12 protein-coding genes are annotated in these 15,805 nt (G+C 62.5%); 3 read left to right on the top strand and 9 right to left on the bottom strand.

What is annotated here, in order from left to right:
* Positions 1-24: 24 nt before the first annotated feature.
* Positions 25-738 (top strand): ribosomal protein L7/L12, encoded by a 714-nt coding sequence (locus O987_RS13085; protein WP_043372715.1) that lies wholly within the window; start codon positions 25-27, stop codon positions 736-738.
* 46 nt (positions 739-784) lie between these two features.
* On the opposite strand, the gene O987_RS13080 is transcribed toward O987_RS13085, so the two are convergent.
* The 7 genes from O987_RS13080 to O987_RS13050 all read right to left on the bottom strand — a co-directional run bounded on the left by O987_RS13080 (position 785) and on the right by O987_RS13050 (position 9,426).
* Complete coding sequence (locus tag O987_RS13080) at positions 785-2,233, bottom strand: efflux transporter outer membrane subunit (RefSeq protein ID WP_043372712.1); 1,449 nt, start codon at positions 2,231-2,233, stop codon at positions 785-787.
* Positions 2,230-3,453, bottom strand: coding sequence for an HlyD family secretion protein (locus tag O987_RS13075; RefSeq protein ID WP_003055402.1), 1,224 nt, complete (start codon positions 3,451-3,453; stop codon positions 2,230-2,232). Before O987_RS13075 ends, O987_RS13080 begins: the two co-directional genes overlap by 4 nt.
* 16 nt (positions 3,454-3,469) lie before the next feature.
* The gene (locus O987_RS13070; RefSeq protein WP_043372709.1) at positions 3,470-5,650 is read right to left on the bottom strand and encodes an MFS transporter; all 2,181 of its coding nucleotides are present in this window, start codon (positions 5,648-5,650) and stop codon (positions 3,470-3,472) included.
* Between the two features lie 5 nt (positions 5,651-5,655).
* A complete protein-coding gene (locus tag O987_RS13065) occupies positions 5,656-6,204 on the bottom strand; it encodes a TetR/AcrR family transcriptional regulator (protein WP_043372707.1) in 549 nt (182 codons plus the stop codon).
* Positions 6,205-6,288: 84 nt separating this feature from the next.
* The gene (locus O987_RS13060; RefSeq protein WP_043372706.1) at positions 6,289-7,206 is read right to left on the bottom strand and encodes a pseudouridine synthase; all 918 of its coding nucleotides are present in this window, start codon (positions 7,204-7,206) and stop codon (positions 6,289-6,291) included.
* A gap of 79 nt (positions 7,207-7,285) precedes the next feature.
* Positions 7,286-8,281, bottom strand: a complete 996-nt coding sequence (locus tag O987_RS13055) for a Bug family tripartite tricarboxylate transporter substrate binding protein (protein WP_043376437.1) — start codon at positions 8,279-8,281, stop codon at positions 7,286-7,288.
* 29 nt (positions 8,282-8,310) lie between these two features.
* Complete coding sequence (locus tag O987_RS13050) at positions 8,311-9,426, bottom strand: aryl-sulfate sulfotransferase (RefSeq protein WP_003055409.1); 1,116 nt, start codon at positions 9,424-9,426, stop codon at positions 8,311-8,313.
* Positions 9,427-9,539: 113 nt separating this feature from the next.
* Here O987_RS13050 and O987_RS13045 point away from each other — a divergent pair, with 113 nt between their 5' ends.
* On the top strand, positions 9,540-10,490 hold the full coding sequence (locus O987_RS13045) for a LysR family transcriptional regulator (protein ID WP_043372698.1): 951 nt from the start codon (positions 9,540-9,542) through the stop codon (positions 10,488-10,490).
* A gap of 278 nt (positions 10,491-10,768) precedes the next feature.
* Positions 10,769-12,982 carry an AsmA family protein gene (locus O987_RS13040; RefSeq protein WP_043372697.1) on the top strand — a complete coding sequence of 738 codons (2,214 nt, stop codon included), beginning with the start codon at positions 10,769-10,771 and terminating at the stop codon, positions 12,980-12,982.
* A gap of 183 nt (positions 12,983-13,165) precedes the next feature.
* On the opposite strand, the gene O987_RS13035 is transcribed toward O987_RS13040, so the two are convergent.
* Positions 13,166-14,716, bottom strand: a complete 1,551-nt coding sequence (locus O987_RS13035) for a methyl-accepting chemotaxis protein (RefSeq protein ID WP_043372696.1) — start codon at positions 14,714-14,716, stop codon at positions 13,166-13,168.
* Between the two features lie 277 nt (positions 14,717-14,993).
* Positions 14,994-15,782: a crotonase/enoyl-CoA hydratase family protein gene (locus O987_RS13030; protein ID WP_004340721.1), complete on the bottom strand. Its 789-nt coding sequence runs from the start codon at positions 15,780-15,782 to the stop codon at positions 14,994-14,996.
* Between the last annotated feature and the right edge of the window lie 23 nt (positions 15,783-15,805).

Genomic DNA, 15,805 nt, shown 5'->3' with positions numbered 1-15,805 from the left:
CGCCACAAGCACAAGGAGCCGCTCATGCCCACACAGATTCCAGCAGAAATCCTCAAACACTGGCAGGGCGGTCACAAGATCGAAGCCATCAAACAGCTGCGCGAGCAAGGCGGGCTGGGTCTGAAGGAGGCCAGAGACCTGTTGGAAGCCAGCGACGAGCCGGACTTTGTCCAGCATGGCGCAGCAGAGCGGACGCAGGCCATGCAGCAGTTGCGCGAGCAGCTGGACAAACTGGGCATGAAGGATGCCACTTTGCTGCTGGACCAGCTGAATCGGGCCGACACCGTGACCGGCAGCGCCTTCTCTTCCATCAAGACCACCACCACGACCGTCAATGGCAAGACCACCACCAGCGTCACCGTGAGCGGCGATCATGCAGAGGCCATAGCGGCGTTGATTTCCGGCGCGAACCCGGTGCCCGCAGAGACCAGGGCCGAGGTGGAAGATGCCATGGCACGCGGCAACAAGATCGAAGCCATCAAGCTGCTGCGCGATGCCACGGGCCTGGGTCTTTCACAGGCCAAGGACCATATCGATGCGGCCATGGATGGCATTGCGCTGGACTGGCAGATCCTGCAACGGCAATCGGTGCGGGCCAGCGCCCCCAACCACTTTCCGTCCGCAGCGCCATCGCCGGGAGAAGTCCCCAGAGGGCAAGGCCGGTATCTGTGGCTGCTGGCGCTGGTCCTGGCTGCCGTCGGCCTTTGGTACTACTTCAAGATGCCTTGGAGCTTATAGCAGACAAGCGAAGAATGCTCACTTTTCAGGAGCTCATGAACCGGATTCAGGGTTGCCGGGCAGCTGCATCGGCCAGTTGCCAGCCGCCACCCAGCGCCTGGTACAGCGCCACGGCGTTTTCCAGCTGGCTCTGACGCAGGCGCAGCACTTCCTGCTGCACGGCAAACAGATTGCGCTGGGCATCCAGCTCCTCCAGATAGCTGGCATAGCCGGCCTCATACCGATCCTTGGCAAAACCCAGGGTACGACCCAGCACTTTTTCGCGTTCCTTGGCATGCTCCCACTGGGCTTGCAGTTGCCGGGAGCTGACCAGAGCTTTTTCCACATCGCCAAAGGCCTTGATGACCACACCGCGATAGGCATAGGCGGCCTGATCACGCTGGGCAGATGCCGTATCAAACTGACCCTGCAGGCGCCCGCCGTTGAACAGCGGGGCGAGAATGCTGCCGCCCAGCGACCAGACCCGGGCCGGGTTGTAATCCAGCGCGTTGATGAACAGGCTGCCGAAGTTCGCACTCAGGCTCACCTGCGGCAAAAAGGCCGCGCGCTGTGCCGCAAGATTGCTGTCGCTGGCCGCCAGCAACAGCTGGGCCCGTGCAATGTCAGGGCGGCGCTCCAGCAAGCCCGACGGCAAGCCAGGTGCTGGCATGGCGGGCAAGCCCATGGACTCAAGCCCGGAATGCTCGCTCAAGCTGGAGAGGACCAGGGCCTGTGCCTGGTCATCACCGCTTCCGCCCACCAGCTGCATCAGTGCTATGCGCTGGCGCTGCAGCGCCAGAGACAGCTGCTGCACCGATTGCCGCACGCTTTCCAGTTCGGCCAGCGCCTGGCTCTGCTGCAGCTGCGAGATATAGCCCACACGCACTTGATCGGTGAGCAGACGCACCGCATCCTCGCGCGATTTCACCGTGTCCTCGGCCACGGCCAGCTGGGCCTGCAGCGAGCGCAGAGCGATATAGGCCTGCGCCACGGTCGCGGCCACCGTCAGGCGTACCGCGTCGCGATCCGCCTGGCTGGCTTGCAGACGCTGATCGGCTGCCCGGCTCAGACTGCCCAGGCGGTCCCAGAGATCCAACTCCCAGCTCGCTTGCAGCACCGGCTGGGCCGAACGCACATGCACCATCTGGCCGGTTCGCGCGCTCAGGCTGCGGTTGGCCGAGCCCGGTGCGCTGAGCGACAGCTGCGGTGCGGCCGCCGAACCCGTCACATCGAGATTCGCGCGTGCCTCCTCCACCCGGGCCAGGGCAGTGAGCACATCGTTGTTGCGCGCAAGCGCCAGCTCCACCCAGTGACTCAGCTGCGCATCACCAAAGGCCTGCCACCAACCGGTCTGGACTGCGCTGGCACCACCTGCGGCCCGTTCCGCGCTCCAGCTGGCCGGCACCGCAGGCTGAGCACTGTCTGGGGCCCGGGTCAGACTGGGCACGCTGCAGCCAGCCATCAGGAATGCAAGCGCCAGGGGCAAGGCACGCACGGTATGAAGGGCGTTACTCATGGCTTGGCCTGTTCGGATGCGGAAGCTGCGGGCGCTTGAGATTTTTGAACCAAATCGGCCTCAATCGCTTGTGGGGTCTGCGCTGAATGCTCTATTTTTTGTGCAGTATCGAGGCGCACGATGACCGACATGCCGGGGCGCAGGCGCGCCGCATCGGCCTGGCCCTCGTCGATGGCTATCTTGATGGGCAGACGCTGGACGACCTTGGTGAAATTGCCCGTGGCGTTGTCGGCCTTGAGCACACTGAACTCCGAACCCGTGGCTGGCGCAATCTCCAGCACATGGCCCTTGAGGCGCAAGCCGCCCAGCGCGTCCACGCTGAAGCTCACGAGCTGGCCGATCTGCACCCGGGCAGTCTGGGTTTCCTTGTAATTGGCCACCACCCAGTAAGTGGGCGGCACCACATACATGAGCTGCGTACCGGCCGCCACGTACTGGCCCTTGCGCACCGATACCTCGCTGACCTGTCCATCGCTGGGCGCATGGACCACGGTGTTGTCCAGATTGATCTGGGCCTGACGCAGCAGCGCTTCAGCCATCTGCACCTGGGCCTTGAGAGAGTCACGGCCCACGGTCGTGGCCTTGATCTTTTCCTGGTTGATCGCGATGTCGGCCTGGGCCTTGGCCACGTTGGTCGCGGCCAGGCGCGAGGTGGCGCGCACCTTGTCGCGTTCGTTCAGAGACACGGAGCCTCGCTCGGCCAGCTCCTGCACGCGCTTGAGCTCCGCCTGCGAGCGCTGGGCCTCTGCCTCCACGGCAGCCAGACCGGCACGGCTGGCGCTCAGCGTGGCACGGTTCTGGGCCTGTGTCTGTTCGGAATTGCTCAGCTGCGCCTGCGCGTTCGCCAGTTGTGCCTGGGCCTGGGCGACGGCCGCTTCATAGCTGCGGCTGTCGATGCGCACCAGCGCCTGGCCGGCCTTGACCTGCTCGTAGTCCTTGACCAGTACCTCGGTCACATAGCCATTGACCTGCGGAGCCAGCACGGTGACGGCACCGCGCACATAGGCATTGTCCGTGGTCACCACCGAGCTGTTGAAGGGCCACAGATTCCAGGCCCGCAGCACGAGCAGCATGCCTGCCAGGGCCACCACCAGCATGATGAGCACGCTGCGCAAGGAAGGCTTGATCTTCTTTGGCGTGGGAGGCAAGGCTGCAGCGGGTGAAGGGGCAGCTGTCGCCGCAGAGGCGGCGGGGGAATGGGGTTGTTGACTGTCGCTCATGCTCAATCTCTTGCTGTTATCGGTCTGAGTTCCTTGCCTGGGGGCCGGAGCCATCCCGGCCGCCATCGCCGACCGCAGGGCTGCTGCGGGCGTTCTTGTCGATTTCCTGCTCCAGTTCGGCCTCGAGCTCGAGCGCCTGGGCGTTGTCCTGCAGGGGGTCGCGGCTGGCCAGCACGGCCTGCTCGCGAGTCTCGGCCGCCTGCGCGGCGGCAGCCAGGCGCGTCGCCTGCGCGCCTTGGATCACCACGGTTCGCTCCGGACTGGCGGGCTCGGTCCGAGCGCTCTCTTCCACATCGCCATAGGCATCGGTGGCCGTGGGCTGCACCACCACCGTGAAACGCTGCGATGCGTCGGGCTCATGGGCGTTCGCTGCCTCAGGCTCTGCAACCGGCGCCACCGAAGGCGCGCGCTGGGGCGTACCGTCGGTCCCGGCGGCTGCCGCCACCTGGTTGCCGCTTTGCCGTGTCATTGCGCGCACCATGGCGGCAGCCTGGCGCACGCGCGCCGAGGCTCCCAGGCTCCAGAGCAGATACAGCAAGGCGATTGCGGCCGTCAGCGCAAACACATCGTTATAGGCCCTGACATTGGCTTCACGCCGCACGATCTGCGACAGCTGCAGCGTTCCCTGGTTGGCGCGCATGGCTGGATCGGGCGTCACCTTGCCGTAGAGCTGGTTCTGTATCTTGAGCCGCTCGGCCACCACGGGGTCGGTCGGGTCTATCTGCGCCACCAGGGCCACGGAGTAGATCTGTTCGCGGTAGGTCTGATAAGTGCTCAGCAAGGCCGAACCCAGCAAACCGCCCATGGCCTGGGTCATGGAGATGGTGACCACGGCGGTGAGCATGTGGTTGGCGCCGAACTTCAGTCCCTGGATGATGCCGGTCAGCATCAGCGGGCCCATGAAGACGCCCGAACCCACCGCCAGCAGAAACTGGCTGAAGAAAAAGTCCGAAGGACGGTCCACACTGCTGCGGTGGTGATCGAGAAACGCTGCCACGGCAAACAGCGCAATCGCCACCACAATCTGCTTGCCCATATTGGGAACACCGAAAGTAATAGCCGACAGCGCAACACCTATAAGCGTTCCAAGCAAAATCACCATGAATAGCGGCTGCATCTGGTCGGATGTCATGCCCAGCGTGCGCATCAACCCCACCACGCCATAGCTTTGCTCGGCCGTAAGAAAGCGCAGCAAGATGGCTCCGATCACGAAACGAATCGTCGGCATCTGCGCGAACCAGCGCGTGTGGAACATGGGGTTGGCACGATGGTGTTCGATGTAAAGCGCGACGCTGAGCAACGCTATCGCTGCCACCAGCATCCAGGCCAGCCCCGGCGTATCGAACCACCAGCGCGAATAGCCCTGGACCAGCACCGCAATCAACAGGCCCAGGCCCGGCACCATCAGGCTGAAGGTGACGAAGTCCAGCTTCTCGAAGGTCCTGATGTACAAGCCCGAAGGCAGCTTGAGCAGTACCACGGCGGCAAAGGACATCAGTGCCAGGCCAGCTTCAAACAGATAGAGGTTGTGCCACTCGCTGTTGTAGAGCAGACCCGGCGACAGAATCCAGGCCAGCGGCGTGGCCAGCTGGACCACGCCCACGCCGATCACCAGCATCTTGAGCACATAGGTGCGCGGTGCCGACTGCAGCATGTAGAGCGTACTCAGCGAGGAGCAGGTCGCCGCTGCCAGGCCGCTGGCCGCACGCAGCAAAATCAGGCTGTCGTAGCTGCCCAGCAGCAGATGCAGCACACTGAGCGCTGCGTAGCAGCCCAAGCCGATCTCGGTGAACAGGCGCATGCCAAACTGCTGGCGGAATTTGTAGACCAGCAGATTGGCCGTCATATTGAACATGACGTAGGCGCCCGTAAGCCAGGCGGCCTCGACCGAGGTCAGCCCCATCTGTCCCTGAATCGTGGGCAGATTGGCGGTGAACAAGGCATTGCCCAGGCCGCCGGTCAGCCCGACCAGGACCGCAATCAGCCCATAGCAGACGCGGACCCAGGGCTCGTGATGGGGCATGGCCGGCGAGCCGGGCAGCGCGGGCTTTTCATGCTCGGCCCAATCCGGCGGGCGGCGCAGCAAAATGACGGGCCCCTGAGGAATGGCGGGAGGAGCTGAAGCCTGGCTGCTGGGAGATTTCGGGCCTTCTTGATTGGCTTGAGCCCCAGTGGCTTGTGCTGCAGCTTGACTCATAAACCTCAGGCCTTGATTCCGTCCAGAATGATTTGCAGGGCGCGACGCGCCAGTTGTTTGCGTTGCGCAGGAGTTTCACCACGCAGGGCGCCGCCCAGCATGCCGAACACCAGGGACAGATCCTTGGCGTTCAAGGCCTGCTTGCACAGGCCCTTGGCTACTGCACGCTTCATGGGCTCTTCGAACACCAGCCACATCTGCTGGCGCGCATCAATGACCTCTGCATCGCTTTGGTCCACCGTGCGCCAGTAGTCCACCAGCGTGGCGGAGACGGCGATGCGCTCGCCCACCAGAGCCAGCAGCTTGAAGAAGGCCTGGTCGTCGTCGCGCCAGGCGATGGCAGCGGCCCGGGTCTTCTCGACAGAGCGCTCCAGCAGCGCCACCATGATGGCGCGACGGTCCGGGAACTGACGATACAGCGTGGCGCGGCCTACCTGGGCACGCTCGACAATGAGATCCAGTGGAGCGGTCACGCCATGCTCGGCAAACACGACATCGGCCGCGTCCAGCAACTGGGCGCGGCGTTCAGCGGATGGAGGACGGGTGGTGGACATAGCGCCATTATCGGACAGTTTTGTCCGATAAATTGCAGCACTCGACGTTCCCCCTGCCCTTGCAAGGGTCGGGTAAGACTGTTCTCAGTCGCGCGGCAGCGCCTGCAGACTGCGCCGGCTGGTGAACTCTCGGCGCTGCCCAGTCAGCGGATCATCAAAGGCCAGGCTGCGTGCCAGCAGTTGCAAGGGCCTGGAATAGTCGCCCGGCTCCGGGTCGTCGACCACGGGATAGAAGGCATCGCCCCTGAGCGGCAGACCCAGCGCCGCCATATGCACACGCAGCTGATGGCGCTTGCCAGAGACTGGACTGAGCCGATAGCGCGCCCAGGCGTTGTTGTGTTCGATGATTTCCATCAAGGTGCGGCTATTGGGCTCGCCCTCGACCTCATGCATGCGAAAGAAATGCCCGCTCTCTTCCATACGGCTCACGTGTTCGCGCGGAAAGCTCAGCTCAGCACGGTAAGGAGCCACGGCCTCGTAGACCTTGTGAATGGCCCTGTCCCTGAACATCCCCTGATAGATGCCGCGTGTGGCGCGCTGCAGCGAGAACACCACCAGCCCCGCGGTGTCTCGGTCGATGCGATGAATCGGCGACAGCTCGGGCAGATCGAACTCGCGCTTGAGCCTGACCAGCAGCGTGTTCTGCAGATACTGGCCGGCAGGCACCACAGGCAGAAAGTGTGGCTTGTCGGCGATGAGCAGATGCTCATCGCGATGGATGACTTCAGCCGCAAACGGAATCTCTGGCTCGCCGTTCAGCTCGCGATAGTAGTAATAGCGCAGCCCCGGCATGAATGCAGCGTCCGGGCCGGCCATCTCTCCGGTTTCGCTGACCACTTGACCGGCTTCCATGCGACGCAGCCAGTCTACGCGCCCGACGGCGGGCAGGCGTGCACACAAGAAGTCGATCAGCAGCCCCCCGCCCTGGGACGGCAAGACCACACAGCTAGGGCTGACGCCATCGCGCACGGGCAGAACCTTGGGATCGTGGGAGTTATGCATGGCGCGGGATTTTAGTGGCTGGCCCGACTCCTCGCGTTCATGGCGGCATCGCCGCGCCAGCGATGCGACCTCGCGTCGGCTAATCCGTTCGGATATTGGCTTTGCGAATGGTGTTCTCCAGAACTTTTTTCTCCTTCTCCAGATAGGCCAGGAACTGGGGATGCCCCATGCGCATGGGCTTGAAGCCGGCTTCCGTGAGCTTTCTGGCCAACTCGGGGTCCGCTTGCAGAATCGCGATTTCATCGGCCAGACGCTTGACGATCCGGGCATCCGTGTGCGCGGGAGCCAGCAAGCCCTGCCAGGCCTCGACCTCCAGATTGCGAAGAGCTGGCGTCTCCGAAAGACTTGGTGCCTGGGGCAGCGTGGCCAGGCGCTGGCGGGATGTCACGCCGAGTGCCTTGACCTTGCCCTCCTGCACAAACGGCTGAGCCAGCGCAACAGGCAGCACGGCAAGGTCGATCTGACCACCTGCCAGCTCGGTCAGCACCTGCGGACCAGACCTGTAGGGAACATGTACCAGATCGATACCGGACATCTGCTGAATCAGCTCCCCCGTCAGGTGCAGGCTGGTTCCGATGCCATCGGTGCCCAGGGTCAGTCTCCCCGGTTTCTGGCGCGCAAGTTCAATGAGGTCGTCCGCACTGCCCGCAGCGAGTCCCGGGCGGGCGAGCAGCACAAAGACCGAAGAGGCTACAGGTGCCACGGGCTTCAGCTCCTGCAGACCGTCGTAGCGGAACTTGGTCGGCGAGATCAAGGGGGCAACCAGCACCGAGCTGGCCACACCGAAGAGCAAGGTATAGCCATCGGGCCTGGCCTTGATGACACGCTGCGTGGCAATAGTCCCCGATGCTCCGACCATGTTTTCTATGATCACGGGCTGGCCCAGGCGCTCTGCCAGGCGCGGCATCGCCAGCCTGGCGGCGACATCTACACTACCGCCCGGTGCGAAGGGAACCACCACCGTCAGTGCCTGGACAGGCCAGGGCTGGGCAGCCGCCTGGCTTGCCGGTGATAGCTGCTGCAGCAGCGGGGCGCCCAGCGCCCAGGCTGCAAACTGTCTGCGTCGTATTTGCATGATGATCTTTCTGCTGGGACTGGAATGGCTCAACGGGACAGCCAAGGCAGTTGGTCTGCCTGGTAGCGCCAGGTCTGGAACACCGTATTCAAGCGCCCCGGACCTGTGCGTCGTGCAGCGGCATCGGGATACTCGCCAAACCAGGGCAGGATGAACTCCCAGACCAGCTCGCCTTGCGGCGTCACCTCAAACAATCGCCCCGTGGCGGACTCCGTGATGTGTGTGTTTCCGTTCCAAAGCCGCTGCGCGCTGCCCATGAAGGCGGTGTAGAAGGCGTTGACCATCTCGTCCTGGTAGCTCCATGCGATCTCGTGGGAAACGGGATCTATCTCCAGCACACGCGAGAAAGCCACATGGGCTCCCTGGCGGAAGTTGCCGTTGTCAAAGGTCAGGACATGGCCGTTTGCCAGCGCAACCGGAGCATGCTGGTGCGAGACCACCGAAGGCGGGATATGCAACTTCACGTTGCCGCTGGCCTTGTCCACGCCAATGATTCCCGAGGTGGTGCGCAGACTCATGAGCACTGTTCCATCGGCCGCAAGCCCAAGGCCGTTGACCAAAGGCCAGTGATAGCGGCCAAAACCCGGGTGAATGGGAAAGTCCTCAGGCTCCAGATGCTCCCAGGCCTTCCATTCCCAGACCAATCGACCTGTGCGGTCCACTTCCCGGATCACATCGCCATACATCAGCTCGTCTGCACCAAGCGAGGTGCCGCCGGGCACCCGTTCCGCAAAGCCCTCGGGGACAGGGGCGCAGGCTGCATAGAGCAGATGGCCATTGGGCAACCACTGCGCGTCATGGTGGTGTGTCGGGTCTTCATAGCGCCAGACCACCTCCCCGTCGGGCCTGACCTCGTAGAAATCACCGCCATGCCACATGGACCAGGGTGCGTAGAGATCAGGCGAATCACGATGGTTGCCGTTGTAGCCGAGATTGCCGTTAGGCAGTATGACCGCATGTCGGCCCGCGCGTACAGGCAGCTTCCACTCATGAGCCACCTGACCATGGATATCTATGAGGTAGACATGTCCATCGGCCGTCTGGGGGGCGATCAATGTGTAGCCGCCGGCGCTCAGAGCGCTGTCATGAGCAATAAGACCTGTGCCGCGTCGGCGTTGGGTGACCTGGTCAACGGTGGTAGCCATGGTGTTCTTTCTGTGACTTGAGGGATTGATGGCTGCCACTCTAGAAGTTCAACAGCGTCAGGAATAGCTGTTTGTTTTTTAAGAGGTGTCAGAAAAAAATTTACACTCAGGACATGCCAGCAATTTCCCAGGCTTTTCGATGCTTTGACGAGGTGGCGCGCCGAGGTTCGGTTCGCAAGGCCTCGGCAACGCTGCACCTGACCGCTGCAGCGGTCAACCAGCAAATCCTCAATCTCGAAGCGCAGGTGGGTCAGCCCCTGTTCGACAGACTCCCCAGAGGCATGCAGCTGACGGTGGCGGGCGAGATCGTGCTGGCAGCAGTCAGACGCAGCCAGCGCGACTTTGACAATGCACTGGCCCAGGTTGAAGACCTGAATGCCTTGCGCCACGGGCATGTCAGCGTGGGAGTTCCCCACGCAACAGCCGAATACCTCGTGCCTCAGGTGATATCGGCAATGCATCTGCGTTACCCAGACATCACTTTCAGCGTGCGTGCCGGCATTGGAGAAGAGTTGCTGCGACATGTGGCGCAGGGCGAGATCGATGTGGCCTATTGCCTGCGCCGAACACCTCCTGCCGGGGTCGAGGAGATGCGCTCCTGGGCCCAGCCCCTGGGGGTGGTGATGGCTCCGGACCACCCTCTGCGCATGCGGCCACGGCTGCTGCGTCTGCGCGACTGCCTGGCATATCCGCTGATCATGATGTATCCCGACATGGAGTTGCGCAGCATGCTGGAACGCCTGGGCGATGGCGCGCTGAGCCGGACCCAGCCACTGGTGCAAACCAGCAGCATCCCCATGGCCCGTCGCCTGGTGGCAAGCGGCCAGGCACTGGCCTTCATGCTGCCGGACAATGTGGCGGAAGACGTGGCAGCCGAGCGTCTGAGCTGGCGTGCGCTGCACGATGCCGGGGCACTGCTGCACAGCTGCGCCTATCAGCGAACCGGCTACGCGATGGCAGCCGCAATGGAAATGTTTCTGACAGAGCTAGAAAATGCCGCAGATGAATTGAAGGCAAACTTTGATACCGGTGTTTCCTGGTCCATCGGCAATCTTGCCGTCTGACTGCACAGGATCGGCAGGCACCGGAGACGCACAGGCGCCTCAACGCCGAGGATGCCTTTGCGCAATGGCGCAGCACTTCACAGCACTTCATGAAGCGCCGCAGCCTTTGCCGCAGATGCTTGCACTCGTGACACCAGCAGGCTTCAGACTGCCACACCGGTCCCGGATCGGTCGCGACGTCTGAGCTGATCACATGCGGGCAAGCCTGCATCAGGCAATTGGATGACGAGGCATCTCACCTAGGCGTAATAGCATGTGGCAAAAAGGATGCAACAGCCATGGTCGACACCACCAGTACTTCAGCCCCTGAATCCACTTCTGCACATTCGCGCCTGGCACGTCGCTGGCTGCGCTGGGCAGCCATTGCGATGGCGCTGCTGCTGGCTCTGATTCTGGCAGCGGCACTGCTGATTGCCTTCATGGACTGGAACAAGCTCAGACCGTGGATCAATGAAAAAGTCAGCAGTTCCACAGGCCGCGAATTCGCCATCAATGGCGATCTGCAGCTGCAGTGGACCTGGCCACAGCCTCTCGATACGGGATGGCGTCACTGGGTGCCCGGCGTAGTGGTGCATGCCAGCGATCTGACACTTTCGCAACCCCAGGGCTGGCTGGTGCAACAGGCACCTGAAAAAGCCGATGACAAGCAGCCGGTGCTGCCTGCAACGCCCAAGGAACTCAACACCGGTCGCCTGCCCGGGCAAGGCCAGGCAGCGAACGAAAAAAGGACAGCCGCAGATGACGACGACGCCATAGCCGATGCCGGCCTGCAACCGCCCGAGCGCGATGCCCGCACCATGATCACCGCCGCGAATGCCACGGCCAGCCTGCGCCTTTGGCCGCTGCTGGCCCGTCATGTACAGCTCGACTCCTTGCTGCTGCAGGCTCCCGACATGGTGCTGGCCCGCAATGACAAGGGCGAGAACAACTGGACGTTTGACAAGCCCACCAGCAGCGGCCCCAAGTGGAGCCTTGACATAGGCCAGTTGCGCATCAGCGATGGTGTGCTGGGCTGGTCCGACGCCATCAAGAACATGGCCGTGCGCGCGCGTATCGACACGCTGCGCAGACCGGTCAGCGCCGACCAGCCCTATGGCATGCGCTTCGGCCTCACTGGCTATCTGCATCAGGGCAAGACCCGCGCGCAGATTCAGGCCCAGGGTCTGGCCGGGCAGGTACTAGATCTGCGCCAGGATAGGCTGCGCTTTCCGCTGCGCATCTCGGCCAAGGTCGGTAGCCTGCAAGCCTTCGCTGAGGGGTTTCTCGACAACCCCAAGACCCTGGACGGTCTGGACTTTCAAGTGAAGGTTCTCGGCAAGAGCATGGCCGACCTGTTTGAGCTCACCGGCCTGCTGCTGCCCGCCACGCCCCCGTTCGAGACCAGCGGCCACCTGATCGGCAGCCTTCAGCCAGGCAAGGCCGTCTGGCAATACGAAAAATTTAAGGGCAGGCTGGGGCAGAGCGATCTGAGCGGCGATCTCCAGTACCGCTCGGCCCAGCCCCGGCCCAAGCTGACAGCGCAGCTGCGCTCCAAACAACTGCGGCTGGTGGATCTGGGTCCGGTCATCGGCGCAGCACCCTCCGGCAGCTCCGGCAAGCCCCAGCCCGTCAACGGCAGGGTACTGCCGCAGGTCCAGTTCCAGACCGAGAACTGGGACAAGATGGATCTCGATCTGCGCTATGAAAGCAACCATATCCTGCGTCCTGAAGCCCTGCCCATAGAGAATCTCAGCGTGCACGCTCTGCTGGACAACGGCAAGCTCACCCTGTCGCCACTGAAATTCGGCTTCGCCGAAGGCACGCTGAATATCGATGCCCGCGTGGACAGCCATGCCAAGCCGGTAGCCGCCAAGCTCAATGGACAGGTGCAGTCGCTCAAGCTCTCCGCGCTGTTTCCCAAAATCGAAAAGATGAAAAAAAGCCTGGGCCAGCTCGATGGCGCAGTTGCCCTCACCGGGCAAGGCGAGTCACTGGCCCAGTGGCTGGCCACAGGCAATGGCTCGCTGCGGCTGTATGTGCGCGATGGCACTTTCAGCGCGCAACTGTTGGACCTGGCAGGGCTGAACGTCGGCTCAATCGTCATCGCCAAGCTGTTTGGCAACGACAAGGAAGTGCAACTGCGCTGCGCCGTGGCCGACCTCAATGTTCAGCAAGGCATAGCCCGGCCACGCACCGCCAAGCTCGCCACTACCGAAGCCGTGGTCGAGGCCACGGGCCAGATCAATCTGGCACAGGAGCAGCTCGATCTGCGCATCGTCCCCGAATCGCTGAAGTGGAAGTTCTTCTCGCTGCGCACGCCGCTCTATGTGCGCGGCAGCTTTGCCGAGCCCGATGTGGGCCTGGAGCCTGGCCCCTTGGCAGCCCGTGCCGGTGCTGCGGTAGCAGCTGCAGTTTTTGCACCAGCAGCACTGGCACTGGTGCCGCTGACGGTGCCTGCAGCAGACGACGATGTGAACTGCAAGCAATTGCTGACCCAGGTACGCAATCGCTAAGACGGGCAGGCAACAGACAGCCCGATCTCAGCATCAAGTCCTGGCCCGCTGCAAGGAAGGCAGGCAGCCGATCAGACGAAATATGGCAGAAGTTCTCCACACCATATTTCATGCTTCAGAGATCAGCAAAGCAGATGCAGCCGCAGCAAGCCTTTCAGCCTGGACTGCGGCAGCGTCACGGAATCAGACGCTCTTGAGACGGAAGACGCTGACCATCCGCGACAGATCGCTTGTCTGCTGCTGCATGGATTGGGCTGCAGCCGTGGACTCTTCCACCAGGGCCGCATTCTGCTGGGTCACCAGATCCATCTCGGCCACGGCACGGTTGATCTGCTCGATGCCGCTGGTCTGCTCATGGCTGGCCGCTGTGATCTCGCCCATGATGTCCGTCACGCGCTGCACGCTGCTGACGATTTCATCCATGGTCTGACCGGCCTGGCTGACCTGCACACTGCCCTCCTCCACCTTGGTCACCGAAGCCTGGATCAGCAGTTTGATTTCCTTGGCTGCTTCTGCGCTGCGGCCGGCCAGGGAACGCACTTCCGATGCCACGACAGCAAAGCCACGGCCTTGTTCGCCGGCACGGGCCGCTTCCACGGCAGCGTTCAGCGCCAGGATATTGGTCTGAAAGGCAATGCTGTCGATCACGCCGATGATGTCGGAAATCTTGCGTGACGAGTGGCTGATGGCCCCCATGGTCTCCACCACCTGCGACACCACCATACCGCCCTTGACGGCCACATCGGAGGCCGACAGCGCCAGCTGATTGGCCTGACTGGCGTTGTCGGCATTTTGCTTGACTGTGGAAGTCAGCTGCTCCATGGATGCAGCCGTCTGCTGCAGGGAACTGGCCTGCTCTTCCGTGCGCGCAGACAGATCATGGTTGCCCGCCGCAATCTGGCCGGATGCCGTGGCAATGCTGTCCGTGCCCTGACGCACCTGCCCCACCAGCCTATCCAGGCTGCTGTTCATATCGTGCAAGGCCTGCATGAGCTGCCCGGTCTCATCGCTGCTGTTCACATGGATCTGGGCCGTCAGATCACCATCGGCCACGCGGCGTGCCACACCGACCGCATGCTTGAGTGGAGCGGTGATGCCTTGCGTCAGACGCCAGGCGCTAACGGTGCCGATGGCCAGGGCCAGCAAGGCCAGAACCAGAAAATATGTCTTGCTGCTGCTCTCGATCTGCTCCACCTCTGCCGCCTTGGCGTCGAGGCTGGCGCGCTGCAGACTCAGCAGTTCTCCGAGCAGCTTCAGATAGCTCTGGGCGGCCGGTACATAGCTGTTGATCAGCGTGGACTCCGCCTCTTCGGCCATGCCGTCGGCCTTGAGCTGGCTGACCTTGTCGCGGCTGGCGAGATAGGTCTTGCGCACCTGCATGATCCTGTCCATGATCTCGCGCTCTGCAGGCTCGGAGATCAGGGGCTCGATCTGCTTGAGCACATTGCCTGTGCTCTTGGTCGTGGCGGCCGCGTCCGCTGCCAGAAACTGCACCAGACTTGCGTCGCTGCTCTTGGCGATGGCCGTGGTGCGGGCCACGGCCACGCTGACATTGCTGTTCCAGTCGCTGATCAGTCGCTCCTTGGTCAGCGGCTCCTGCATCATTTGCTGCGTGGCCTTGCCCACCGAGTGCAGCTGCCAGATGCCGATCACCGTGATCACCACAGCAAACGCCAACACCACTGCGAACCCCAGGCCCAGTCGGGCACCAATGTTCAGCTTGGTCAATCTCATCGCTTTCATCCATTTCTTAGAAAATACATGGCCCGCAAAGCGGCCATTTATTGATATGAAATGGACCAACCCGGCCGAGCTGCTTGCAGCGTAATTCGCATATAGCAAATCGCAACATGATGTAATCGGTATTATCCAGGGATTACGTCGCAGGATTGGCCGGCCTGAAGCATCAACGCAGCAAGCAAGGTGCTGCTGCCTTCGCCAAAACGAGCAAGGGCGCAAAATGCGCCCTTGCTGTCTTTGTTACCTGGTCTGGCTACACAAGCCTGCCGGCTCATGAGAAACGAGGAGCCCGCTTCTCGACAAAGGCCGTCACGGCTTCACGATGATCTGCCGTTTTATGGGCAATTGCCTGATAACCGGCCGATATTTCGAGCAGCGAAGCCAGCGTGGCATTCTGGCCCTCGCGCAGCAGACGCTTGGTCATGCGCATCACACCGCCCGGATTGGCGGCGATCTTGAGCGCCAATGCCCTGGCGGCCGGCAGCAGTTCATCCGGGGGCACGACCTGGCTCACCAGACCACAGGCCAATGCCTGGCCTGCGCTGATCGCCTCTCCTGTGAAAGCCATTTCGCTGGCCTTCGACATCCCCACCACGCGTGGCAGCAACCAGGCCCCGCCATCACCGGGAACGATGCCCACGCGGACAAAGCTCTCCGCAAAAGTGGCATTCTCCGACGCAATCCGGATATCGCACATGCAGCTCAGATCCAGACCTGCGCCGATGGCCGGGCCGTTGACCGCGCAGATCACGGGAACATCCAGCTGGTAGAGGGCATTCGGAATTTGCTGAATTCCCTGCCGGTATTCCTCGCGAATCATGTCGGGAGTGAGTGCGTCATCGAAATAGCGCCTCATGTCCTTGACATTGCCGCCGGAGCTGAAGATAGAGCCTGCGCCGGTCAGGATCAGCACCTTCACGCTGGCGTCCAGGCGCACATCTGCACAGAGCTGCACGAACTCCGCAACCGCCGTATTGCCGGTCAGCGCATTGCGTGTCTCCGGCTGATTCATGGTGACGGTCAAGATACCGCCATCGCGTTCAATGTTCAGAAATGCCATGTTCCATGGTCTCCATAGTTGTT

It is taken from the genome of Comamonas testosteroni TK102 (assembly GCF_000739375.1).
In the GTDB taxonomy this organism is placed as follows: domain Bacteria; phylum Pseudomonadota; class Gammaproteobacteria; order Burkholderiales; family Burkholderiaceae_C; genus Comamonas; species Comamonas brasiliensis.
Note: the sequence above shows the minus strand (reverse complement) of the source record. Positions and strands in the feature narration are given on the sequence as shown.

What these genes read in the sequence shown, in the direction of transcription:
- O987_RS13085 (WP_043372715.1), top strand. Translation starts at nt 25, where the DNA reads ATGCCCACACAGATTCCAGCAGAAATCCTCAAACACTGGCAGGGCGGT.
- O987_RS13080 (WP_043372712.1), bottom strand. Translation starts at nt 2,233, where the DNA reads ATGAGTAACGCCCTTCATACCGTGCGTGCCTTGCCCCTGGCGCTTGCA.
- O987_RS13075 (WP_003055402.1), bottom strand. Translation starts at nt 3,453, where the DNA reads ATGAGCGACAGTCAACAACCCCATTCCCCCGCCGCCTCTGCGGCGACA.
- O987_RS13070 (WP_043372709.1), bottom strand. Translation starts at nt 5,650, where the DNA reads ATGAGTCAAGCTGCAGCACAAGCCACTGGGGCTCAAGCCAATCAAGAA.
- O987_RS13065 (WP_043372707.1), bottom strand. Translation starts at nt 6,204, where the DNA reads ATGTCCACCACCCGTCCTCCATCCGCTGAACGCCGCGCCCAGTTGCTG.
- O987_RS13060 (WP_043372706.1), bottom strand. Translation starts at nt 7,206, where the DNA reads ATGCATAACTCCCACGATCCCAAGGTTCTGCCCGTGCGCGATGGCGTC.
- O987_RS13055 (WP_043376437.1), bottom strand. Translation starts at nt 8,281, where the DNA reads ATGCAAATACGACGCAGACAGTTTGCAGCCTGGGCGCTGGGCGCCCCG.
- O987_RS13050 (WP_003055409.1), bottom strand. Translation starts at nt 9,426, where the DNA reads ATGGCTACCACCGTTGACCAGGTCACCCAACGCCGACGCGGCACAGGT.
- O987_RS13045 (WP_043372698.1), top strand. Translation starts at nt 9,540, where the DNA reads ATGCCAGCAATTTCCCAGGCTTTTCGATGCTTTGACGAGGTGGCGCGC.
- O987_RS13040 (WP_043372697.1), top strand. Translation starts at nt 10,769, where the DNA reads ATGGTCGACACCACCAGTACTTCAGCCCCTGAATCCACTTCTGCACAT.
- O987_RS13035 (WP_043372696.1), bottom strand. Translation starts at nt 14,716, where the DNA reads ATGAGATTGACCAAGCTGAACATTGGTGCCCGACTGGGCCTGGGGTTC.
- O987_RS13030 (WP_004340721.1), bottom strand. Translation starts at nt 15,782, where the DNA reads ATGGCATTTCTGAACATTGAACGCGATGGCGGTATCTTGACCGTCACC.